Source organism: Myxococcus sp. XM-1-1-1 (assembly GCF_020037095.1).
Taxonomy (GTDB): Bacteria; Myxococcota; Myxococcia; order Myxococcales; family Myxococcaceae; genus Myxococcus; species Myxococcus fulvus.
This window is the reverse complement of the sequence record NZ_JAIQDH010000008.1, coordinates 346,058-368,097: the sequence shown is the minus strand read 5'-3', so window position 1 is coordinate 368,097 and position 22,040 is coordinate 346,058. Positions and strand designations below refer to the sequence as shown.

Genomic DNA, 22,040 nt, shown 5'->3' with positions numbered 1-22,040 from the left:
ACCCAGCTGAAGGGAGCCACCTTGCGTCAGCGCCCCGCATCAGCGGAATCAAGCAGCGCCGCCATCGCGTCGCCGCGTGCATGAAGGAGCGCCAACGCGCAGTGCAGCTGAAGGAGCCGCCTTGCGTCAGCGCCCCGCATCAGCGAGGCGCTAGCAGCACCGGCATCCCGAGCCGCCCCCACTCAGGGGGCGAGCCGCCCGCTCAAGCCTTGAGACATGCACCCACGAGCAGCCGCTCGCACAGCGCCGGGAAGTCGATGCCACGTCCCGCCGCAATCTTGGGCAACAGGCTGGTGGCCGTCATGCCCGGCAGCGTGTTGGTCTCCAGCAAGAACACATCGCCACTCTCGGTGACGATGACGTCCGAGCGCGAGCCACCCGCGCAGCCCAGCGCCCGGTGCGCGCCCAGGCACACCTCGTTCACCCGCGCGTACAGTGCCTCGGGGAGCGGCGCGGGGAAGAGATACTGGGTACCCGTCCCCGCCTTGTACTTCGCGTCGTAGTCGTAGAACTCGCGCGCGGCACGCACCTCGATGACGCCCAGCGCCTCGTCGTCCAGCACGCCGCCCTGAACCTCACGCCCCTTCACGAACTGCTCGACCATGAGCGTGCCCGCGTACTTCGCGGCGTCCTTCACCGCGGCATCGTACGCATCCCGCGTCTTGCAGATGTGCACGCCCACGCTGCTGCCCTCGCGGCTGGGCTTCACCACCACCGGGAAGGGGAACGGCAGCGAGTCCCCCGCGGCCAATGCGGACGCCTCGTCCTGGAACGCGCGATACGCGGGCGTGGGAATGCCATGCGCCAGGAAGATCTGCTTCGCGTACACCTTGTCCATCGCCATCGCTGACGCGAGCACACCGCTGCCCGTGTACGGGATGAACATGGACTCGAGCAGCCCCTGGAGGCTGCCGTCCTCGCCGTAGCGGCCGTGCACCGCCAGCCACGCCACGTCCACCTTCTCGGCGACGAGCCGCGCGGGCAGGTCCTTGCCCACGTCGATGTCCACCACGTCGTAGCCCAGCGAGCGCAGCGCGCCCGACACGGCCGCCCCCGTGCGCAGGGACACCTCGCGCTCGGACGACAGGCCGCCGAACAACACGCCCACGCGCTTGTGCTTCAGCTCGTCCTTCGTGAAGGCGCCGCGATTGACTGTCATGGCAGGAAGACTCCCACGCGTTTGACTTCGGGTTTCATGTCGACGCCAGTGGCCTCCTTCACGCGCGTCTGCATCAGCGTGATGAGCCCCAGCACGTCCCGAGCGGTCGCCCCGCCCAGGTTGACAATCCAGTTGGCGTGCAGCGTGGAGATCTGCGCCCGCCCGAGCGTGTGCCCCTTCAGGCCCACCAGCTCGATGAGCCGCCCGGCATGGTCACCCGGCGGATTGGTGAAGACGCTGCCGAAGTTCGGCTGGCTCAACGGCTGCGTGCGCTTGCGGTACCCCAGGTCCGCGTCCATCGCGACCTTGGACGCCGCCACGTCCCCGCGCGGCAACCGGAAGCGAACCCGCGTCACCACCCCTCCAGCAGGCAGCTCCGAGTGACGGTACGCATGCGGCACCTGCGCCTTCGTCAGCCACCCCACCCCGTCCGGCGTCGCGACCTCGACGGCCTCGATGACACGGAAGGCCTCGCCGTTCTTCGTGCCCGCGTTCATCGCCACCGCGCCGCCCAGCGTCCCGGGGATGCCCGCGAGGAACTCCGCGCCCACCAGCCCCTGCGAGCGCATCACGTTCACCAGCTTCACGATGGCCGCGCCCGCCCCCAACGTGATGAGCCCACCCTCCGGCCCCACGTCGATGAGCTCCGGGAACAAGTCCCCGGGCAGCTTCACCGTGACACCCGGCACGCCGCCATCCCCCACCAGCGTGTTCGCGCCACCCCCGAGGATGCTCAAGGGCGCGCCCTCGTCGCGCGCCAGCTTCAACACCTCCACCAGCGCATCGCCAGAGCGCGGCCGCACCAGCGCCTCCGCCGCGCCGCCCACCCGGACGCTGATGAGCGGAGCCAGGGGCTCGCCCGCCTTCAGCTCGCAGTCCGGCACCCGCTCCAACCGGAGGGCCAGCGCCGTCTTCACGCCTGCTTCCACCATGACGCGCTAGCCCTTCGTCGGAGCCGCATGGCCGAGCAGGCCGAGCAGGTCCGGACCCACGTGGGTGATGTCACCCGCGCCCAAGGTCAGCACCAGGTCCCCCTCACGCAGCCGGGGCAGCAGCGCCGCCGGCAGGTCCGTGCGCTTGGGGACGAACGTCACGTCGCGGTGGCCGTGCGCGCGAATCGCGTCCGCCAGCGCGTCACCGGTGGCGCCCGGAATCGGCTCCTCACCGGCGGCGTAGACGTTGGTCACGAAGAGCAGGTCCGCGTCGTTGAACGCGGTGGTGAAGTCCTTGAACAAATCGTGCGTGCGCGTGTAGCGGTGCGGCTGGAAGGCCACCACCAACCGCCGACCGAAGGCGCGCCGGGCGCCCGCGAGCGTGGCCAGCACCTCCGTGGGGTGGTGCCCGTAGTCGTCCACCACGGTGATGCCCTTCGCCTCGCCCTTCACCGTGAAGCGCCGCTGCACGCCGCCGAACTCGGCCAGCGCCGTGCGCACCGTCTCCAGCGGGATGTCCATCTCCTCCGCCACCGCGATGACCGCCAGCGCGTTGAAGGCGTTGTGCGCGCCCACCATGCGCACCCGGAACTCCCCCAGCGCCTCGTCCCGGCGGAACGCCTGGAACGTGGTGGTGAACCCATCCAGGGTGATGCTCTCCAGGCGGTAGTCCGCCATGTGCGAGCTGCCGTAGGTGACGAAGCGCTTCTCGATGCGCGGCAGCAGCGCCTGGACGTTGGGGTTGTCCAGGCACAGCACGTTGAGGCCGTAGAACGGCACCCGGTTGCAGAACTCCACGAAGGCCGACTGGAGCACCTCCAGCGAGCCGTAGTGGTCCATGTGCTCCGGGTCGATGTTGGTGACGATGGAGATGGACGGGTGCAGCTTGAGGAAGCTGCCGTCGGACTCGTCCGCCTCCACCACCATCAGCTCGCTCTTGCCCAGCTTGGCGTTGGAGTCGAGCACGTTCACCTTGCCGCCCACCACCGCCGTCGGGTCCAGGCCCGCGGCGCTCAGCACCGTGGCCACCATGGACGTCGTCGTCGTCTTGCCGTGGCTGCCGGCGACCGCCACCGCGTACTTCAGCCGCATCAACTCCGCGAGCATCTCCGCGCGGGGGATGACGGGAATCTTGCGCTGACGCGCGGTGACGACCTCGGGGTTGTCCTTGCGCACCGCCGAGGAGATGACCACCACGTCCGCCTGGACCAGGTTCTCCGCCTTGTGGCCCTCGAAGATGGTGGCGCCCATGCGCGTCAGGCGCCGGGTGATGTCGCTCTCCTTCAAGTCGCTGCCGGACACCCGGTAGCCCAGGTTGAGCAGCACCTCGGCGATGCCGCTCATGCCGATGCCGCCGATGCCCACGAAGTGCACCTGCGCGGCGTGCCGCGTCTTGAAGAGACTGGGGGGCTTGTTCCTCGTCACGACTCGCTCCTGGGCGCCTTCTTCGCTTCGGGTGTGGCGCGCTCGCGGCCACTGGGGCCCCAGGTCTGCACCATCAAATCCACGCACACGTCGGCCAGCTCCTTCGCCGCCTCCGGACGGCCCAGCAGCGCCGCCTTCTTCTCCATCCCCTTGAGCCGCTCGGGGTGCTCCTTGAGCGTGCGCAGGGTCTCCGCCAGCTTCGCGCCCGTCAGCTCCGACTCCTGGAACATCAGCGCCGCACCCGCGTCCACCAATGCCCGCGCGTTCACCGTCTGGTGGTCATCCGTCGCATGCGGGAACGGCACCAGGATGCTGGCCTTCTTGCACACCGTCAGCTCCGCCAGCGTGGTGGCGCCCGCGCGACAGATGACCAGGTCCGCCTTCGCGTACGCGCTCGACATGTCGTCGATGAACTCCACCACCTCCGCGTCGAAGCCCTTGTCCTGGTAGCCCTTGCGCACCATCTCCAGGTCGTTCTTGCCCGTCTGGTGCACGAAGCGCAGCTCGCCCTTCAGGTCCCCCAGCGAGTCGAGCGCCTCCAGCATCCGCTGGTTCAAGCCCCGCGCGCCCAGGCTGCCGCCGAAGACGAGCACCGAGAAGTGCTCGTGCGCCACGTGGCTGCGCAGGTAGTTGTCCATCAGCTTGCGGCGGATGGGGTTGCCGATGAGCTGCACCTTCTTCTCGGGGAAGAACTGGCGCGCCTCCTCGAAGGCGATGAACACCACCCGCACCACCTTGCCCAGCACCTTGTTGGTGAGGCCCGGCAGCGCGTTCTGCTCCTGGATGGCGGTGGGGATGCCCATCAGCCACGCGGCCAGCACCACCGGCCCGCTCGCGTAGCCACCCACGCCCACCACCACGTCCGGCTTCTGCCGGGCGAGGATGCGGAAGGACTCGATGAACGCCAGGGGCAGCGCGATGAGCGCCTTGAGCAGGGAGAAGAAGCCCTTGCCCTTGAGGCCCTGCACCTTCACCAGCTCCAGCGGATAGCCCTCGCGCGGCACCACCCGCGCCTCCAGGCCCCGCTCGGTGCCCACGAAGACGACCTCGTTGGCGTGGTGACGCGTCACCACCTCCTCCGCCAGGGCGATGCCCGGGAACAGATGCCCTCCCGTGCCGCCTCCCGCGATGAGCACCTTCACGCCGCCACCTCCCTCAGCTCCGAACCCGACCGGGCGCCCCTCGGCGCCCCCTGCGCGCTGGCGCTCAGCGACAACAACACGCCCGCCGCGCCCATCAGCACCACCAGCGACGAGCCGCCGTACGAGACGAACGGCAGCGTCAGCCCCTTCGTGGGCAGCAGCCCCATGGCCACGCACATGTTCACCGTGGCCTGGAAGGCGATGATGGAGGAGATGCCCAGCCCCAGGTACGTGCCGAACGACTCGCCCGCCGCCAGGCTCGCGCGCACGCCGCGCCACAGGACGATGGCGTAGAGCACCACCAGCACACCCACGCCGATGAGGCCCGTCTCCTCGCCGAGGATGGCGAAGATGAAGTCGGTGTGCGCCTCCGGCAGGAAGAAGAGCTTCTGCCGACCGTCGCCCAGGCCCAGGCCGGACACGCCGCCGGAGCCGATGGACATCAGCGACTCGGCCACCTGGTAGCCCACGTCATGCCGGTGAGCCCACGGGTCCAGGAAGGCCAGGATGCGCTTCATGCGGTACGGGCTGGACGCAATCGCCACGTAGGCCAGGGGCAGCGCGAGCAGGATGGAGCCGACCAGGTAGCTCAGCTTCGCGCCGGCGGCGAACAGCAGCACGAACAGCATGAAGACCAGCAGCACGCTGCTGCCGAAGTCGGGCTGCAGCATGCAAAGCATCACCAGGATGCCGCACAGCGCCAGGTGCGGGAGGAAGCCCACGGAGAACGTCGCCACCTTCTCGCGCTTCTTCGCCAGCGAGTACGACAGGTAGACGACCCACGCGAACTTGGCGACCTCCGCCGGCTGCAGGCTGAAGCCCGGCAGGCGAATCCAGCGGCGCGCGCCACCCGCCGTCGAGCCGATGCCGGGGATGGCCACCAGCACCAGCAGGACGATGGCCGCGAGCAGCAGCGGATACGCCCAGCGCGCCAGCTTGCGCCACCCCACCTTCATCGCCACGGCCATGGCGACCAGGCCCATGCCCGCCGCCGTCACCTGCCGCTTGAAGAAGTAGAGGCTGTCGCCGAGCTTGTCCTGCGCCAGCACCGCGCTCGCCGAGTACACCATCACCAGCCCCATCGTCACCAGGGCCAGCACCGCGCACAGGAGGATGGGGTCGAACCGCACGGGAGCGTTCGACGGAGGAGAGGTCTTCATGCCGTCACAGCGCTCCGACCAGGCGCTTGAAGCTGTCGCCCCGGTCCTCGAAGTTCTTGAACTGATCGTACGACGCACACGCGGGCGACAGCAGCACCGTGTCCCCCGCCTTCGCCAGCTCGCGCGCCTTCGCCACCGCCGCCGACAGCGTGCCGCACGCATGCACCGCCGCCTGCCCCTCGTAGGCCCGGGCGAGCAGTTCCGAATCCGCGCCGATGGTCAGCACGCCCTTCACCCTGCCCCGCCCCGCCTCCACCATGGGCGCGTACGGCGCGCCCTTGCCCTTGCCACCAGCAATCAGCCACACCCCGTCCCGGAACGCGCGCAGCGCCACCAGCACCGAGTCCACGTTGGTGGCCTTCGAGTCGTTCACCCACTCCACCCCGTCCAGCACCCGCACGCTCTCCAACCGGTGGGGCAGGCCCGGGTAGCTGTCCAGCCCCGCCTGCACCGCGTCCGCCGGCACACCGCCCAGCCGCGCCAGGAGCGCCGCCGCCATCGCGTTCTGCGCGTTGTGCGCGCCGCGCAGCGCGCGGTTGTCCAGCCGGTACGACTCGCCCAGGAACTCCAGCCGGAAGCCGCCGTCCTTCGCCACCGCGAGCCCCGCGAGCCTCGGCGCGTCCACCACCGGCCGGCCCGTGACGCTGAAGCCGTACACCGGCACGCGGGCCTGGGTCGCAAGGCCCATGACGGCCGCGTCGTCGGCGTTCACCACCGCGAAGTCGCCGTCGCGCTGGTGCTGGAAGATGCGCGCCTTGGCCTCGCCGTATTCCTGGTGGCTCGCGTACCGGTCGATGTGGTCCGGCGTGAGGTTGAGGATGGCGGCGCCGCGCGGGCGCAGGGACTGGATGCCCTCGAGCTGGAAGCTGGACAGCTCCACCACCAGCGCGTCCCAGTCCGAGGGCGTGAGCGCCGCCTCGCTGAAGGGCCGCCCCAGGTTGCCGCCCACGAAGGTGCGCCGGCCGCCCTTGGCGAACAGCTCCCCGGTGAGCGCCGTGGTGGTGCTCTTGCCGTTGGTGCCGGTGATGCCGAACAGCGGTACGGCGGTGAGCGCACGCCACGCCAGCTCCACCTCGCCCCAGATGGGCACCCGGACCGCGGCGGCCGCGCGCAGCTCCGGCAGCGCCAGCGGCACGCCCGGGCTCACCACCACCAGCGCCTGCGACTCCAACAGGCCCGGCGGCGCGGGCACGGTGACGAGCGCGGCCCCCAGCGCCTTCACCTCACGGGCCACGTCGCCCAGGGCTTCCTCGCTGCGAGCGTCGAGCGCCGTCACGCTCGCGCCCTGCCGACACAACAGGCGGAGCGCCGCGACGCCGCTCTTCGCCAGCCCGTACACCAACACCTTCTGCCCGGACAGCGAGAGCGACATGGGAGGCACCACCCCTTGGGGGAATCAGCGCAGCTTCAGCGACAGGAGCGCCACGCCACCACAGAGGATGGAGACGATCCAGAAACGGACGATGATCTTCGGCTCGGCCAGGCCCTTGAGCTCGAAGTGGTGGTGCACCGGCGCCATCTTGAACACACGCTTGCCGGTCATCTTGAACGAGGCCACCTGAATCATCACGCTCAGCGCCTCCGCGAAGAAGATGCCGTGGATGATGGCGGAGACGACCTCGTTCTTGGACAGCACGGCGAGTCCGCCCAGGGCCCCACCCAGCGCCAGCGAGCCGATGTCGCCCATGAACACGGAGGCCGGGTAGGTGTTGAACCACAGGAAGGAGATGCCCGCGCCGACGATGGCCGCGCAGAACACCGCCAGCTCCGCGCCGCCCTTCACCTGGAGGATGCCCAGGTACTGGTACAGCGGCGTGGCCACCAGCTTCGTGGTGCCCCCCACCGTCACCGAGTCGGCGATGCTCAGCGTGGTGCCCGCCACGTAGCAGAGCACCGCGAACGTAATCGCGGAGACGATGGTCGGCACGATGGCCAGGCCATCCAGGCCGTCGGTGAGGTTCACCGCGTTGGACGTGCCCACCACCACCACCCACGCGAACACGACGTAGAACCACCCCAGGTCCAGGTTGAACCAGTGCGAGGGGATGAAGGGCAAGGTCAGCCGCGTGTTGATGAGCAGCGTGGGGCCGAACGAGCCGTCTGCTTGCGTCCACGTGGTGAGCAGGCCGAACACCGCCACCAGGTAGAAGAAGGTCTGCAGCACCATCTTCTTGCGGCCCGCCAGGCCCTTGGAGTTGCGCTTGGACAGCTTGAGCCAGTCGTCCAGGAAGCCGATGAAGCCGTAGCCGAAGGTGAGCAGCAGCACCACCCAGACGACGCGGCTCTTCAGGTCCGCGAACAACAGGGTGCCCGCCGCGATGCAGATGAGGATGAGCGCGCCACCCATGGTGGGCGTGCCCTTCTTCTTCTGATGCGAGTCCGGCGTGTCCTCCCGCACGTTGCTCTGCCCGTGCTGCTTGAGCCGCAAGCTCGCGATGAGGCGCGGACCAATCAGCATGCCCAGCACAAGCGCGAAGACCCCGGCGGCGATGATGCGGAAGGTGGGGTAGCGCAAGAAGTTGAGGATGCGCCCCGCCTCCGTGTTCTGGATGAGCTCGTAGAGCAGGTACAGCACTAGTGGTTTCCTCCGGAGGACGTCGGGGTGCCCGTCAACGCGGCCACCACCCGCTCCAGCCGCATGCCGCGGCTCGCCTTCACCAGCACCACGTCCTGGGGGCGCAGCCGCGGCGTCAACCACGCCACCAGCGGCTCCACCTCCGTGAAATGCGCCGCGGCCTCTGCCAGCCCCGCGCGCTTGAAGCCTTCCGCCGAGCGCGGGCCGAAGAACGCCACCAGCGCCGCCTTGCCCGACACCTGCTCGCCCAGGCGCGCGTGCTCCTCCAGCTCGCCCGGGCCCAATTCCAACATGTCGCCCAGCACCGCCACCGCCCGGCCGCCCGAGGGCACCAGCGTGCCCAGGGTCTCCAGCGCCGCGTCCATGGACGCGGGGTTGGCGTTGTAGCAATCGTCGATGACCGTCACGCCGCCCTGCCCGTCCAGCACGTTGAGCCGCCGCGAGTACGGCCGCGCCGCCTCCAGCCCCCGCACGCACTCTTCCGGCGTGTAGCCCAGGGCCAGCGCCACCGCGAAGGCCGCCGTGGCGTTCTGTGCGTTGTGCGGCCCGATGAACGACAGCCGCACCGGCCACTCGCGGCCCAGGTGCCGCACCGTGGCCACCATGCCGTCACGACCCTTCGTCTCCACCGACACCAGCCGCACGTCCGCGCCGTCCGTCCGGCCGAACGTCAGCCGGTTCGCCGTGCTGCGCTCGGCCTGCGCGGGGATGAGCGCGTCGTCCGCGTTGACGACGATGGTGGTGCCCGGCCCCATCTCCTGGAACATCTCCCCTTCCGCGTCCGCCACGCCCTGCAGGCTGCCCAGCCCCTCCAGGTGCTCGGGCTGGACGACGGTGATGACGCCCGCGTCGGGGCGCACCACGCGGGTGAGCCGCTCGATTTCACCCGGGCGGTTCATCCCCACCTCGATGACGGCCGCCACGTGCTGGGGCTCCAGCCGGAACAGCGTCAGGGGGACACCAATCTCGTTGTTGAAGTTGCCCTCCGTCTTCAGGGCCGGCCCGCGCGTGGCCAGGATGGCGCCCACCATCTCCTTGGTGGTCGTCTTCCCGTTGGAGCCGCCCACCGCGCAGATGGGGATGCGGAAGCGCTGACGGTGGTGGCGGCCCAGGGCCCCCAACGCCATCAGCGTGTCCTTCACCTCGTACAGCACGAAGCCCTCGGGCAGCGCCGGCAGCGCGCGGCCCCTTCCCACCACCGCACCCGCCGCGCCACCCCTGGCCGCGGCGTCCACGAAGGCGTGCGCGTCGAAGCGCTCACCCACGAGCGCCACGAACAGGCAGCCCGGGGTGAGTGCCCGCGTGTCCGTGCAGACCGCTTCGAAGGCGGTCGGTCCGGGCCCCAGGCGCCGGGTCGCCCCGGTCGCCTGCACCACCTCTTCGTCGCTGAATCGAGCTGCCATGGGGTGTGAGGGCCCGCCTCGCGCGCCTTGTCTCAGCTGGGTTTGCGGGCGGCCAGCACCGTGGCGGCCACCTGCCGGTCGTCGAACTTGTGCTTCTCCTGGCCCACCTGCTGGTAGGTCTCATGGCCCTTGCCGGCGATGAGCACCACGTCCTCCCCGGTCGCCAGGCCGATGGCCTGCTCGATGGCGGCGCGGCGGTCCGCTTCCACCAGGTAGCCCTTCTCACCGGACTTCACCTTGGCGGCGGAGATGCGGCGCAGCCCCGCCTTCTCCAGGCCCGGCGTCACCTGGGCGATGATGTCGTCCGGGTCCTCCGTGCGCGGGTTGTCGCTGGTGATGACGGCGACGTCGGCGGCCTCCGCGGCCACCTGCCCCATCAGCGGGCGCTTGCCCTTGTCCCGGTCCCCACCGCAGCCGAAGACCACGATGACGCGGCCCTTGGCCAAGGAGCGCGCCGCCTCGAGCGCGCGCTTGAGCGCGTCGTCCGTGTGCGCGTAGTCCACCAGCACCGCGGGCGCTCCGCCCGGGCCGTAGTTCTCCACGCGCTCCATGCGGCCTTCCACCGGCGTCATCCGCTCGATGCCGACCTTCACGTCGCTGCGCGAGAAGCCCGCGCCGATGCCGATGCCCACCGCCAGGAGGATGTTCTCCAGGTTGTGGGGGCCCAACAGCTTGCTCTTGAGCGCGATGTCACCCGAGGGCGTCTTCAGCGTGCCCTTGATGCCATCCAGCGAGAACGTGACGTCCGAGGCCGAGATTTCACCGCTGCCCTGACGGCTGAACTTCCACGCCATCTTCTTCTGGCCGCGCTGCTCGTTGTAGATGCGGCTGGCGTAGGTGTCGTCGCCGTTCACCACCGCGACGCCCGAGGCGGACAGGTTCTCCGCGAAGAGCTTCCGCTTGGACTGGAAGTAGTCCTCCATGTCCTTGTGGTAGTCGAGGTGGTCGCGGCTCAGGTTGCTGAAGCCCGCGGCCTTGAAGGTCAGCCCGTGCACGCGCTCCTGCGCGAGCGCGTGGCTGGAGACCTCCATCACCACCGTCTCCACGCCCGCGTCCACCATCTCCTTGAAGATGCGGTGCAGCTCCAGCGGGTCCGGCGTCGTGTTCGCCGTCGGCACCGTCTTGCCGCCGAACTTGTAGCCCAGCGTGCCGATGACACCCGTGGACACGTAGGCCGCCGCGCTCATCGCCTCCAGCAGGAAGGACGTCGTCGTCTTCCCGTTGGTGCCGGTGACGGCGAGCAACGTCAGCTTGTCGGCCGGACGGCCATGGAAGTTCGCCGCGATGAGGGCCAGCGCCTTGCGCGCGCTGCCCACCTTGAAGAAGGGCACCTGCGAGGAGGGCACCGGCTTCTCGGAGACCACCGCCACGGCTCCGCGTGACACGGCCTCCCCGATGAACTGGGCACCATCCTCCTTGGTGCCGGGAATGGCGACGAACAAGTCGCCGGGCTTCACATGCCGCGAGTCCTGGGTCACACCGGTGACGTCGACCGCGGAACGACCACCCGAGGTCTGCTCGGCACCACACCCTGCGAGGACATCCGTCAGCTTCATCTCTTCCCCTTCTTCACACGCATTGCAAGCGCGGGGCCTGGAGCAAGCGCGGCCTCATTGCCGCGTCGCCATCTCCAGCGTCACCCGGGCCCCCTTCTCCACCAGCGAGCCGGCGGCGGGGGTTTGAGACACCACACGACCACTTCCCAGTACCTGTGGCTCCAACGCCGCGGCGAGCAGCTTCACCACGGCCTCACGCCCCCCGGCTCCCTGGACGTCCGGCACACGCACCGTGCCGGGCTCAGGGCTCTCCGAGACCGCTTCCTCCAACGCCGGGCGGGCGGGCTCGACGGCCGTTCGGGCCACCGGCTTCGCCGCGCCAGGCGCGGGGGACGCGGCGGCCACGGCCGTCCCGGGTGCCACCGTCCGAGACGGAGGCACGGCCAGGTGGGCCATGGCGGCGGTCGCAATTTCCTTGAAAGCAGGGGCAGCCACGAGCCCCCCGTACACGTCTGTCTTGGGTTCGTCCACCACCACGAGGATGACGATGCGAGGATCCTCGGCCGGCACCATGCCGACGAAGGAGGCGATACGCTTGTCCGAGTAGCCCCGGGCCACGGGGTCCGCCTTCTGGGCGGTGCCCGTCTTGCCCGCCACCCGGTATTCATCCATGGCCGCCCGGGGCGCGGTGCCTCCCTTGACGACCACGCTTTCGAGCATGCCCACCACCTGCCGGGCGACCTTGCTGGACACGACCCGGCGGACCTCCGTGGGACGGTTCTCCAGCAGAACCACCCCGTCCGGGTCCACCACCTTCGACACCAGGTAGGGGCGCATCATCACGCCATCGTTGGCCAGCGCACCATAGCCGGCGGCGATCTGCACCGCGGTGGCCGTCATGCCCTGACCGAAGGACTGGGTGGCCAGGGACACTTCGGCCTTCGGGAAGGGGATGACGCCCCGGCCCTCGCCGGGCAGCGACAGCCCCGTGCGCTCGGCGAAGCCGAAGGCGTGGTAGCCGGCGACCATCTTCTCGCGGCCCAGCACCTGGGCGATCTTGGCCATGCAGATGTTGGAGGACACCTGGAGGATGCCCTGCGGCGCCAGCCACCCGTAGGAGTGGGTGTCGTTGATGGTGTGGCGCCCCACACGCCAGGCGCCGTTCTCGCAGAAGAAGACGCTGTCGGGCGTAATCGCCTTCTCCTCCAGCGCGGTGGCCACCACGAAGGGCTTGGTGGTGGAGCCGGGCTCGAAGGTATCCAGCGCGGCGCGGTTGCGCATGCCGCCGCGGGAGCTGGACTCGGGCGTGTTGGGGTTGAAGCGCGGGTGGTTGGCCACCGCGAGCAATTCCCCCGTCTTGGGGTCCAGCGCCACCACCATGCCGGCGACGGCCTTGGCCTCCTCCACCGCCTTGGCCAGGGCCTTCTCGGCCACGTACTGGAGGTGGCGGTCCAAGGTCAGGGTGACGGCGGCGCCCTGGCGCTCCAGGGGGTCGGTGGCGCCCTGCACCAGCAGCTTGCGGCCCTTGGCGTCACGGAAGCCGGACATGCGCGAGTTCTGCCCGGACAGCTCGTCCTCGAAGGCCTTCTCCAGGCCCTCCAGGCCCTTGCCGTCCATGCCGACCAGGCCCATCACGTGCGCGCCCAGCTCGCGCTGGGGATAGAAGCGCTTGGGCTCCTTGGTGAAGCCCAGGCCGGGCAGGCCCAGCGCCTTCACCGCGGCGACCTCCTGGGGCTTGGCCTGGCGCTTGACCCAGGCGAAGCGCTTGGAGCGGGCCAGGCGCGCGGCCAGCTCGTCCGCGTCCACCTTCAGGGCCTTGGCCAGCTGCTTCGAGGCCTGGCGCACGTCGGGCAGCATCGACGGGTCCACCCAGACGGAGTCCACCTCCACGCTCTGGGCGAGCGGCGTGCCGCGCCGGTCGAAGATGTCGCCGCGCCGGGCGGGAATCTCAATCTGGCGGACGTACTGGTCCTGCGCCATCCCCCGCAGCTTCTCCTGCTCGAAGACCTGCAGCTGCACGGCGCGACCGAAGGCGACTCCCAAGAGGAGCAGGAAGAGGCCGAACAAGAGCTGCACCCGCAGCTTCAGCCCCTTCGCGTTGGGCTCCGGAGCCCGGGTCGCCTTGAAGTCCCTCACCGGCCCGCGCCTCCACGGCCAGCCACGCGCACGGCGGGCTTGGGGTCCTGGGGCGCCTGGGCGGAGGCGCTGGCGCGAGAGGGCTTCTCCGCGGACAGCGACACCACCGCGCTGCCGGCGGGCATGCTCATGCCCAGCTGCTCACGCGCGACGCGCTCCAGCCGGCCGGGGGCCTTGAGCGTGGCCAGCTCCAGCTTGAGCCGGTCGTTCTCCCGCGTCAGCGAGCGGCTCTCGGCCTCCTCGCGCGACAGCCGGTAGCCCATGTCCACCACCATCACCCGGCTGGTGACGTGGAGGATGCCCACCGCCGCGAACAGGGTGAACAGGAGGACCGCGGGCAGCAGGTGCAGCAGCACGCCCGTCACCGAGACGGAGCCACGCTGGGACGACGCCTTGCTCATCGCACTTTCTCCACCACGCGCAGGTGCGCGCTCCGAGAGCGGGGGTTGACCTCCACCTCTTCCTCCGAGGCGGACACGGCCTTCTTCGTCACCACGCTGAAGTTGCCCACGCTCTGACAGACGCAGACGGGCAGGCCCGGAGGGCAGGTGCAGCGGCCCTCCAGCGCGCGGAAGGCTTCCTTCACCTTCCGGTCCTCCAGCGAGTGGAAGGAGATGACGGCGGCGCGCCCGCCCACCTTGAGCAGGCCCGGCAACGCGGAGAGCAGCGCGTCCAGCGCCTCCAGCTCCTGGTTGACGGCCATGCGCAGCGCCTGGAACGTCCGGGTGGCCACGTGGATGCGGTTGGGCCACGCCTTGCGCGGCACGGCGCGCTTGACGACCTCCGCGGCCTCCAGCGTGCGCGTGGGCAGCGCGCGCTTGAGCTCGCGGGCGATGGGCCGGGCGAAGGGCTCCTCGCCGTACTCCTCGAGGATGTGCTTGAGCTCGCGCTCGTCCAGCGTGGCGATGAGCTCCGCGGCGGTGGGGCCGTCCGGGCCCATGCGCATGTCCAGCGGGCCGTCCTTGTTGAAGGAGAAGCCGCGCTCGGCCACGTCCAGCTGGGGCGAGGACACGCCCAGGTCCACGAGCACGCCGTCCACGGGCAGCAAATCGCGGGTGACGCGGGGCAGGTCGGCGAAGTTGCCGGCGCGGCCCTGGAAGCGGGGGTTGGGGCCCAGCCGGGAGGTGGCCGCCGCCAGCGCCACCGGGTCGCGGTCCACGCCGACGACGGACGCGCCCTGGGCCAGGAGCGCCTCCGTGTGGCCACCACCCCCGAGTGTGCCGTCGATGATCACCTTGCCCGCTCCCGGTCGCAGCAGCTCCACCGCTTCACGCAGCAGGACGGTGTGGTGCTGGAATTCCAAGGCCCCCACGAGCACTCAGACGAAGGGAGCCCGCGCGAGGCCGAAGGCGGCGCGAGCGTCGTTCATGTGCGGGTAGATTTCGAAGGCGTCGTGCGCGCCGGCGGCCCGGAAGATGGCCGCCAGGTACGGCGACAGGCCGGACAGCTTCAAATCTCCACCGGTGCGGCGGAAGGCCTCGGCGCGGGCCATCAGCGGCTTGACGCCCTTGTAGTTGAGGTGGCCGACGTCGGACAGGTCCAGCACCACCTGACGCAGGCCCCGGTGCATGCGCTGGGTGAGCTCGTCGCACAGGGTCAGCAGGTCCTGCTCGCTCAGCTCGCCCTCCAGCATGAGCGTCTCCACGCGCCCGGCACCCGCCAGCGCGCTCGCCGCTCCTCGCCGCACCTCCAGAACCTGATTCATACGGTGTCACCCTCTGGGGACTTCAGCCCTCTGTCGACTTTCCGGACTACGGCTGCCGCAGCTCGGAGAGCACCTTCATCACGTCCGCGGAGGCCGCCTCCTGGCGGGCCTCTTCCTGGGCCTTCGCCCAGCCCTCGCGGCTCCAAAGCTCAATGACCTTCACCATCCCCGCCCACACCACGTCCTTCTCCAGCCCCGCGTACGTCCGGAGCGACGGCGGGATGAGCAGCCGTCCCAGCCGGTCCAGCGGGCACTCCTGGGCGCTGGCCACGTACAGGCGCATCAGCGTCTTCACCCCGGGCTCCATGGGATTTCGCCGCGCGAGGGAGGTCTCCAGCGCCTCCCACTCCCGCACCGGGTAGGCGTGCAGGCACCGGTCCAGCGCGGTCGTGACGATGAGCCGCTCGTCGTAGGCCCCCACCAGGGTCTCCCGGAGCTTCGCCGGGAGGCTGGTCCGCCCCTTCGCGTCGATCTGGTGCTCATAGACGCCTCGGAACACGGGGGGCGATCCACCTTTTCAGCCCATCAAGGGATGAAGCTCCACTCCTTCCCACTTCTTGCCACTACCGGGCGGCATTCATACGCGCCCACATGGGGGGGGTCAAGAAAGCGCAACAGGTTGGAACACGCCGCCAGTGCAACGCCGACATCCGGACAACCCGTCACACCTGGAAGGTCAGGTGTTTGGCGCGGCGCGGCGCCCTACCCGTGGCGCTGGGGTAAACTTGAGCTCCCCCCGAGAAGGGCGCAGAGTGACGGGTGCGTGAACACGAACGTGCGACTGAAGGTGGCCTACAAGAGCCCGCAGTCCCTGGTGGGGGAGTACACGCGCAGCGTGGGTCAAGGCGGCGCCACCCTCCACACGCGGCGCAGCCTGCCGCTGGGCACCCGTTTCACCTTCGAGCTGCACGCCGGAGGCGCGCTGCGGCCCGTGGAGGTGCTGGGCGAGGTGGTGCAGGTGGAGCCGCGCCCGGAGCGCGACTACCTGCTCACCGTGCGCTACGGCGCCACCGAGGACCGCTCCGCGCTGGACGCGGTGCTCCAGCGCATCTTCTCCGTGCAGGAGAAGGAGGGGCTGCGGCGCTTCCCCCGGCTGCCCTTGCACCTGCGCGCGGTGGAGGCGACGCCCCTGTCGCCGGCCTTCCTGGTGCGCGACATCTCGCGCGGCGGCGTGGGGCTGGACGTGATGGCGCCCGCCCTGCCCCGCCACGTGCGCGTGGGCACGCCGTTCCTGTTGGAGATGGACCTGACGGGCGGCGCGCTGCTGTTGCACGGCGAGGTGGTGTGGACCGCGTCCACGCCGCGCAAGAACGCCACCGAGGCGACGCCGGGCTTCGGCGCCACGTTCGGCCGGCTGCGCGCGCCCATGCAGGAGCGGCTGGACGCGCTCTTGGCCTTGAGCTCGTTGCCCCCCGCGCCGTGGAAGGCGCGGGTGAGCTTCGGCATGGACGCGGTGACGCGGATGCCGTGAGGGCGGCGGGAGGCTACTCCGCGAAGGGGTAGCCGCCGGCGGCCTCGACGGCGGTCACCACCGTCTCACGCAGGTGGGCCGGGTTGTACGGCGTGAAGACGTCCAGCGTGCGCAGGCGCGTCAGCTCCTTGTCCAGCGCGTCGCCCTCCAGCGTGGCGCACAGGGCGCGGCGGGTGCGCTCGTACACGCGCGGGGCGCTGTCGAACGCGAACAGGCGCACCAGCGCCAGCCGCACCGGGTCCACCTGCCCTCCCGCGGCCACCTGCCGGGTGCGCGTGACGAGCGAGTCCAGCGCGAACGCGTCCATCATCACGTCGGAGAGCGCGGCGAGCACCTCCTGGTGCTTCTCCAGCTCCGGGCCGAACTTCTCCGCGGCGATGCGCAGGGCGTGCAGCGCCAGGCGCTTGGTGCTCTCCGCGGCGACCTCCTCCGCCGCCAGCGCGTCCTCCGTGCGGGCGCGGGGGCGCTCCCCGCGCGACAGCTCGTCCGCGATGTTCTTCGCCACGGAGAACAGCGGCAAATCACCCTTCACCGCGCGCTTGAGGATCATGCCCGTGATGAGCATGCGGTTGATCTCGTTGGTGCCCTCGAAGATGCGGTTGACGCGCGCGTCGCGGTAGGCGCGCTCGATGGGGTACTCCTCGATGAAGCCCGCGCCACCGTGCAGTTGCACGGCGTCATCCAGCAGGTAGCCCAGGGCCTCCGAGCCGTAGACCTTCATGATGGAGGACTCGATGGCGTACTCCTCCACCGCGGCCAGCAGGTGCGCCTCGAAGTCCGGGGCACTCTTGTCCCGCGAGGCCAGGCGCGCGTCGACCAGGCCCGCGGTGCGGTAGGTCATGCTCTCCACCGCGTGGACGAGCATCGCCATGCGCGCCAGCTTCTCGCGCGACAGCGGGAAGTCGGCGATGGCCGTGCCGAACTGCTTGCGCTCCTGGGTGAAGCGCAGGGCGTTGGCCAGGTTGAGCTTCATGCTGCCGAGCACGCCCGCGCCCAGCTTCAGCCGGCCGTAGTTGAGGATGTTGAAGGCAATCTTGTGGCCTCGGCCCACCTCGCCCAGCAGGTTCTCCGCGGGCACCTTCGCGTCCTCGAAGTAGAGCGGGCACGTGGACGAGCCACGGATGCCCATCTTGTGCTCCTCGGGGCCCACGCTGAAGCCCGGGGTGTCCTTCTCCACGATGAAGCCGGTGAACTTGTCACCGTCCACCTTGGCGAAGACGACGAACACGTCCGCGAAGGCCGCGTTGGTGATGTAGAGCTTGGAGCCGTTGAGGACCCAGTGCTTGCCGTCCGGCGAGCGCACCGCCTTCGTCTTCGCGCCCAGCGCGTCGCTGCCGCTGCCCTGCTCGGTGAGCGCGTACGCCGCCACCCACTCGCCCGTGGCGAGCTTCGGCAGGTACTTCGCCTTCTGGGCCGCGTTGCCGAACCAGACGATGGGCAGCGTGCCGATGCCCACGTGCGCGCCGAACGTCACGGACCAGGAGCCGTTGAGGCCCATCGCCTCCGCGAGCAGCAGCGAGGTCGTCTTGTCCAGGCCCGTGCCGCCGTAGGCCTCGGGGATGTCCGTGCTCAGCAGGCCCAGCTCGCCCGCCTGTCGCAAGAGCTCGCGCAGCAGCGCGTTGTCCTTGTGCTCGATGCGCTCGGACTGCGGCACCACCTGCTCGCGGCTGAACTGGAGCGCGGTGCGGAAGAAGAGCCGTTGCTCCTCCGTGAAGGTCTCCGGCGTGAGGACGCGGGCAGCGCCGACCTCCTGGAACAGGAAGGCACCTCCGGTGGGGTTTTCCTTCGACGCGGCGGGCTCATTCACTGCGGCCATCCAAGACCTCCCAAGGTGAACGGAAGGAACACCCCTTCCGCCGGCGGGCACACGGCCCACCGTGCAAGCTATGAAGCGCGCCATCTTAGGAGGAGAAGCAGGCGGGCCAGCCCTTTTCTCGCTGCGGGCCTGTCCGTTCCCCGCGGCTTTCCGCACTTCGCGTCCGGTATTTCCGCGCAGCGGAACGTGCGGGGCCCCGTGCCTGTGGCGTGAGCGACAGTCACAGGGGTCCCGCAGACGTCGACACCGCTCACGATGACCACCCATGGCCCCTCACTCCAGGCCGGAGGCGCTCCGCCTCCAGGGAAGGGTGGCTGTCATGAGAACGAGCGCGAGCGTGCTGGTGGCGTTGTTCGTCGCGGGCGTCGTCACGGTCCACGGAGAGGCCCGGGCCGCGGGCGCGTTGACCTGGTCCCAGCACGTCACCGGCCCCAGCGAGGAGACCGGGCGGATTGCCTCCACCCGGGACGGAGGCTTCATCTCCTTCGTCAACTTCACCGGCACCGTGGACCTGGGCACAGGTCCCATCCAGGCACCGGGCGGGCCGGAGGGCCGGGGGCTCGCGCTCGTGCGGCACTCCCCGCAGGGGCAGAAGTCACTCCTGCGCGTCCTCAGCGGCTGGTACGCGCTCCACCTGGCGACGGACGCCGAGGGGAACATCGTCATCCTCGGAGGACCCGCCGGCGCCATCACCAGCAACCTGTTCAGCGACGACCCCCACCTGATGAAGCTCGACCCCCTGGGGCGGCTGCTGTGGCTGCGCCCCATCCGGCAATCGGAGCTCAGCGTCCATGCGCTCGTGACGGACCGCGCGGGGAACATCGGCCTCGGGGGATACACGGTGGGCTCCGACAACAGCCCCCGGCTCACCTTCATCCGGTACGACGGCGAGGGCGTGAAGCAGTGGACGTTCGTCGACGTGAACACCGTCCAGGGCGTGGGCCGCGCCGCCACCGTGGACAGTGAAGGCGCCATCTACGTCGCGGGCGATGCCAAGGGGCCCATCAGCGTCGTCGAGCCCTATCTCATCAAGCTCTCACCCACGGGGCAGCCCCAGTGGCGCCGCCGGCTGGACGGCGCGGTCGGCTTCGCGCTCGGCGTGGCCACGCACGGCAACCGCGTGGTGGCGGTCGGCACGTTCGCCAACACCTTCACCTTCGCGGCACGGGAGCACTCGTCCACCGCCAACCTCGGCATCGACCAGGACGCCTTCGTCGCCGCCTGGACACGCGACGGCGAGGAGCGCTGGGCGTGGAACTTCGCCTTCGACATCGACGCCATCGCCATGGACCTGAACGACGGCGTGTGGCTACCAGGGCCTCAGCCCGGATACGGCGGCCCTGGGAGTTCCTGATGGCAATGCGGCGAGCGCCGCCAACGTCTACGTCGCGAAGCTCGACCGCATCCATGGCTCGTGGCGCTGGGTGCGGACCTTCCCCGGCGGACAGGACCGCGGCAGCCCCGGCTTGGATGAGGGCACCGTCGCCGTCACCCCGGATGGCAGGCCCGCGGTCATGGGACGCTTCCACGACACGCTGCGGGTCGGCTCGCGGACGTGGACCGCGAACGGCCTGTCGGACCTGTTCCAGTTCGGCTTCGAGCCCTGAGCCTCAGCCCGCGTCCCCGGCGCGCCGAGGCGTCGGGTAGACGAGGCACAGCGTCTCGAACAGGGGCTCTCCTGGGGCCGTGTACACGGCTCCGAGCGCCCTGGCCGCCTGCGCCACCTCGGTGCCGAACGAGGGCACCAGGCAGATGTCCTCGGACTGCTTGAAGCGCCCCTTCAACAGCCCCAGGCCCCGGCGCAGCATCGCGAGGTCCTGACGCCCCTCGCGCACCGGCACCGACGGGCCGTTCGCGTCCGGGCCGGGCAGCTTGCCCACGCTCGTGCTCAATTCGAACCCATCCGCGCGCTGGATGATGCGCAGCTTCCCCGGGGCCACCTCCGCCAGCCACTCGCGAAAGCCCTCCTCGTCGCGGAGGACCAACCGATAGGCGACGGGCGCGTCCGGATGCGCGAGCCACACCGAGCCCGCCGAGTCCCGCAGCACCGCGAACAGCTCCGACACCTGCGCCAGGAACGTGTCCGCGTCCGGCACGAGCAGCACGTCCCGGCCCTTCACCCGCGAGGCCAGGCGCGCGAGGGAGTCCGGGTTCGTCGGCTCGAACGTCTCCGCGTCCACGCGCACCTGCTCACCCGCGAGCGCCATCCGCAGCGCTCCAGCGGGGAGCTTCTCTCCGTAGACCGGAGCATCGACCCGGGGCCGCGCGCCCCCGTCGTCGGCGGCGGTGGCCCGAGTCCCCGGGGTCAGCGACGGGAGCGGCTCGGGCTTCAGCGACTGCAGGGGCTGCGCGGGCTTCTCCTCACGACAGCCCGTGAGCGCGAGCCCCATGCACAAAAGGCCCCCGAGCCATCGTCGCCCCGAGACTCGCGCCGCTCGATGAATGCATCCGCGCGCCATCACCGCCCCGAACCTCACGACGTCACCCCCGCCCGCGTCCCCGAGGACACCTCCGACGACCGGCCCACCTCCCCGCCTTGAAACACTCGCATGCGACATCCCGGTGCGTCATGAATCCAGCCGCGCGTCATGACCTCAACGCAAGACGTCACGGGGGTGACGGGCTGGCCGTCGCGGGCGGCGTCCGCGCGGGCTTCGGCAGCGTGCTCGCGACACAGGCCGCGTCGGCGAGCCCCAGGCCCACCGCGTGCTCCGCCGCCTGGCGCGCGTCCTGGAAGAGCACCATGTCCGTGAAGCGCTGGGGGTCCTTCGTGCGCCCCGCGTCACGGATGTAGATGGCCTTCACGCGTCCGGGGAACTCCTCGCGAATCTGCGCGTAGACCTCCGGGTCCTTCTCACCCGAGTCCCCCACCAGCACCACCGGCTGCGGGAACTGCGTGAGCAACCGTCGGATGATGGGCTGCTTGTAGTCGGACAGCGAGCCGGGCCCCAGGTCCCGCAGGTACACGCCGAACCCCGCCGGGAAGCCGTGCCGCGTCAGGAACGACTTCACGCGCGGCAGGTACTGGACGGGCGAGCCGCTCACCAGCGCGAACGCCGAGGGCACGCCGCCCCGCAGGCACCCGTAGAGCGCCGACATGCCCGGCACCACCTCCAGCTCATCCGCGTCCTTGAGCAGCGCCGTCTGCACCAGCTTCGTCGGCTTCGTCACCTGCGTCACCACCACCGTGTCGTCGAAGTCGGAGACGACGAGCAGCGGCGTCGCCGCCGGCACCACCTCCACCCGCGCCGACGTGGTGGCGCCCTCCACCCACGCCTCCGCCTCGAACGCCCCCACCTCGAAGGCCTTGCCCTCGGGCGGCAGGAGGTTCACCTCGAACCCACCGTCATGCCCGCTGGTGAGGGTCGCCGTCACCCCCTGGAAGCGCACCGACACCTTCGCGCCCTCCCAGTTGCGAGCCGCCAGGCGACGCACGTTGCGCGTCAACGCCGAGCTGCCGTCACCGGGCGCTTCCTTCAGCACCCGCCCCTGCAACATCACCCGCTCCGGCTGCCCCAACACCGGCGTCAGCAACACCGCGGGCGCCGCCATGACGCGGGGCGCGCAGAGAAATCCAAGCAGGACAAACCATCGAGCAAGCGTGTTCAACGGAATTTTCC

The 22,040-nt window shown here is 70.2% G+C and carries 20 protein-coding genes; 3 read left to right on the top strand and 17 right to left on the bottom strand.

Annotation, left to right across the window (positions count from 1 at the left end; translation table 11 throughout):
* Nucleotides 1–202: 202 nt before the first annotated feature.
* Genes K8640_RS18865 through mraZ form a run of 14 tightly spaced genes read right to left on the bottom strand, consistent with a single transcriptional unit; the run spans nt 203 to nt 15,632 of the window.
* Nucleotides 203–1,159: a D-alanine--D-alanine ligase gene (locus K8640_RS18865; protein ID WP_223748282.1), complete on the bottom strand. Its 957-nt coding sequence runs from the start codon at nt 1,157–1,159 to the stop codon at nt 203–205.
* On the bottom strand, nt 1,156–2,091 hold the full coding sequence (gene murB / locus K8640_RS18860) for a UDP-N-acetylmuramate dehydrogenase (protein ID WP_046715498.1): 936 nt from the start codon (nt 2,089–2,091) through the stop codon (nt 1,156–1,158). Before murB ends, K8640_RS18865 begins: the two co-directional genes overlap by 4 nt.
* A gap of 6 nt (nt 2,092–2,097) precedes the next feature.
* Complete coding sequence (murC, locus tag K8640_RS18855) at nt 2,098–3,516, bottom strand: UDP-N-acetylmuramate--L-alanine ligase (RefSeq protein WP_223748281.1); 1,419 nt, start codon at nt 3,514–3,516, stop codon at nt 2,098–2,100.
* The gene (gene murG / locus K8640_RS18850) at nt 3,513–4,658 is read right to left on the bottom strand and encodes an undecaprenyldiphospho-muramoylpentapeptide beta-N-acetylglucosaminyltransferase (RefSeq protein WP_223748280.1); all 1,146 of its coding nucleotides are present in this window, start codon (nt 4,656–4,658) and stop codon (nt 3,513–3,515) included. Before murG ends, murC begins: the two co-directional genes overlap by 4 nt.
* Nucleotides 4,655–5,818, bottom strand: a complete 1,164-nt coding sequence (gene ftsW / locus K8640_RS18845) for a putative lipid II flippase FtsW (RefSeq protein ID WP_223748279.1) — start codon at nt 5,816–5,818, stop codon at nt 4,655–4,657. Before ftsW ends, murG begins: the two co-directional genes overlap by 4 nt.
* Nucleotides 5,819–5,822: 4 nt before the next feature.
* Nucleotides 5,823–7,190, bottom strand: a complete 1,368-nt coding sequence (gene murD, locus K8640_RS18840; protein ID WP_223748278.1) for a UDP-N-acetylmuramoyl-L-alanine--D-glutamate ligase — start codon at nt 7,188–7,190, stop codon at nt 5,823–5,825.
* Between the two features lie 24 nt (nt 7,191–7,214).
* The gene (gene mraY / locus K8640_RS18835; RefSeq protein WP_223748277.1) at nt 7,215–8,393 is read right to left on the bottom strand and encodes a phospho-N-acetylmuramoyl-pentapeptide-transferase; all 1,179 of its coding nucleotides are present in this window, start codon (nt 8,391–8,393) and stop codon (nt 7,215–7,217) included.
* On the bottom strand, nt 8,393–9,796 hold the full coding sequence (gene murF, locus K8640_RS18830; protein WP_223748276.1) for a UDP-N-acetylmuramoyl-tripeptide--D-alanyl-D-alanine ligase: 1,404 nt from the start codon (nt 9,794–9,796) through the stop codon (nt 8,393–8,395). The genes mraY and murF overlap by 1 nt, the downstream gene beginning before the upstream one ends.
* Nucleotides 9,797–9,828: 32 nt before the next feature.
* On the bottom strand, nt 9,829–11,352 hold the full coding sequence (locus K8640_RS18825) for a UDP-N-acetylmuramoyl-L-alanyl-D-glutamate--2,6-diaminopimelate ligase (RefSeq protein ID WP_223748275.1): 1,524 nt from the start codon (nt 11,350–11,352) through the stop codon (nt 9,829–9,831).
* Nucleotides 11,353–11,406: 54 nt separating this feature from the next.
* On the bottom strand, nt 11,407–13,428 hold the full coding sequence (locus K8640_RS18820) for a penicillin-binding transpeptidase domain-containing protein (protein WP_223748274.1): 2,022 nt from the start codon (nt 13,426–13,428) through the stop codon (nt 11,407–11,409).
* Nucleotides 13,425–13,829 carry a cell division protein FtsL gene (ftsL, locus tag K8640_RS18815; protein WP_223748273.1) on the bottom strand — a complete coding sequence of 135 codons (405 nt, stop codon included), beginning with the start codon at nt 13,827–13,829 and terminating at the stop codon, nt 13,425–13,427. The genes K8640_RS18820 and ftsL overlap by 4 nt, the downstream gene beginning before the upstream one ends.
* Nucleotides 13,826–14,740 carry a 16S rRNA (cytosine(1402)-N(4))-methyltransferase RsmH gene (rsmH, locus tag K8640_RS18810; RefSeq protein ID WP_223748272.1) on the bottom strand — a complete coding sequence of 305 codons (915 nt, stop codon included), beginning with the start codon at nt 14,738–14,740 and terminating at the stop codon, nt 13,826–13,828. The genes ftsL and rsmH overlap by 4 nt, the downstream gene beginning before the upstream one ends.
* A 6-nt stretch (nt 14,741–14,746) precedes the next feature.
* On the bottom strand, nt 14,747–15,133 hold the full coding sequence (locus tag K8640_RS18805; RefSeq protein WP_223748271.1) for an STAS domain-containing protein: 387 nt from the start codon (nt 15,131–15,133) through the stop codon (nt 14,747–14,749).
* 46 nt (nt 15,134–15,179) lie between these two features.
* Nucleotides 15,180–15,632, bottom strand: coding sequence for a division/cell wall cluster transcriptional repressor MraZ (gene mraZ, locus K8640_RS18800; RefSeq protein ID WP_046715510.1), 453 nt, complete (start codon nt 15,630–15,632; stop codon nt 15,180–15,182).
* Nucleotides 15,633–15,896: 264 nt separating this feature from the next.
* On the opposite strand from mraZ, the gene K8640_RS18795 reads away from it, so the two are divergent.
* Nucleotides 15,897–16,604: a PilZ domain-containing protein gene (locus K8640_RS18795; RefSeq protein WP_141326194.1), complete on the top strand. Its 708-nt coding sequence runs from the start codon at nt 15,897–15,899 to the stop codon at nt 16,602–16,604.
* A 13-nt stretch (nt 16,605–16,617) separates the two neighbouring features.
* Here the strand turns inward: K8640_RS18795 and K8640_RS18790 are convergent, their stop codons facing one another.
* A complete protein-coding gene (locus tag K8640_RS18790) occupies nt 16,618–18,420 on the bottom strand; it encodes an acyl-CoA dehydrogenase family protein (protein ID WP_223748270.1) in 1,803 nt (600 codons plus the stop codon).
* Between the two features lie 319 nt (nt 18,421–18,739).
* On the opposite strand from K8640_RS18790, the gene K8640_RS18785 reads away from it, so the two are divergent.
* The gene (locus K8640_RS18785) at nt 18,740–19,774 is read left to right on the top strand and encodes a hypothetical protein (RefSeq protein ID WP_223748269.1); all 1,035 of its coding nucleotides are present in this window, start codon (nt 18,740–18,742) and stop codon (nt 19,772–19,774) included.
* Nucleotides 19,775–19,844: 70 nt separating this feature from the next.
* The gene (locus tag K8640_RS18780; protein ID WP_223748268.1) at nt 19,845–20,027 is read left to right on the top strand and encodes a hypothetical protein; all 183 of its coding nucleotides are present in this window, start codon (nt 19,845–19,847) and stop codon (nt 20,025–20,027) included.
* 3 nt (nt 20,028–20,030) lie between these two features.
* On the opposite strand, the gene K8640_RS18775 is transcribed toward K8640_RS18780, so the two are convergent.
* Nucleotides 20,031–20,810: a hypothetical protein gene (locus K8640_RS18775; protein WP_223748267.1), complete on the bottom strand. Its 780-nt coding sequence runs from the start codon at nt 20,808–20,810 to the stop codon at nt 20,031–20,033.
* A 217-nt stretch (nt 20,811–21,027) separates the two neighbouring features.
* A complete protein-coding gene (locus K8640_RS18770) occupies nt 21,028–21,972 on the bottom strand; it encodes an App1 family protein (protein ID WP_223748266.1) in 945 nt (314 codons plus the stop codon).
* Between the last annotated feature and the right edge of the window lie 68 nt (nt 21,973–22,040).

Coding starts and splice junctions, on each gene's coding strand:
- K8640_RS18865 (WP_223748282.1), bottom strand. CDS start 1,159: ATGACAGTCAATCGCGGCGCCTTCACGAAGGACGAGCTGAAGCACAAG.
- murB (WP_046715498.1), bottom strand. CDS start 2,091: ATGGTGGAAGCAGGCGTGAAGACGGCGCTGGCCCTCCGGTTGGAGCGG.
- ftsW (WP_223748279.1), bottom strand. CDS start 5,818: ATGAAGACCTCTCCTCCGTCGAACGCTCCCGTGCGGTTCGACCCCATC.
- murD (WP_223748278.1), bottom strand. CDS start 7,190: ATGTCGCTCTCGCTGTCCGGGCAGAAGGTGTTGGTGTACGGGCTGGCG.
- murF (WP_223748276.1), bottom strand. CDS start 9,796: ATGGCAGCTCGATTCAGCGACGAAGAGGTGGTGCAGGCGACCGGGGCG.
- K8640_RS18825 (WP_223748275.1), bottom strand. CDS start 11,352: ATGAAGCTGACGGATGTCCTCGCAGGGTGTGGTGCCGAGCAGACCTCG.
- ftsL (WP_223748273.1), bottom strand. CDS start 13,829: ATGAGCAAGGCGTCGTCCCAGCGTGGCTCCGTCTCGGTGACGGGCGTG.
- K8640_RS18805 (WP_223748271.1), bottom strand. CDS start 15,133: ATGAATCAGGTTCTGGAGGTGCGGCGAGGAGCGGCGAGCGCGCTGGCG.
- K8640_RS18790 (WP_223748270.1), bottom strand. CDS start 18,420: ATGGCCGCAGTGAATGAGCCCGCCGCGTCGAAGGAAAACCCCACCGGA.
- K8640_RS18785 (WP_223748269.1), top strand. CDS start 18,740: ATGAGAACGAGCGCGAGCGTGCTGGTGGCGTTGTTCGTCGCGGGCGTC.
- K8640_RS18775 (WP_223748267.1), bottom strand. CDS start 20,810: ATGGGGCTCGCGCTCACGGGCTGTCGTGAGGAGAAGCCCGCGCAGCCC.
- K8640_RS18770 (WP_223748266.1), bottom strand. CDS start 21,972: ATGGCGGCGCCCGCGGTGTTGCTGACGCCGGTGTTGGGGCAGCCGGAG.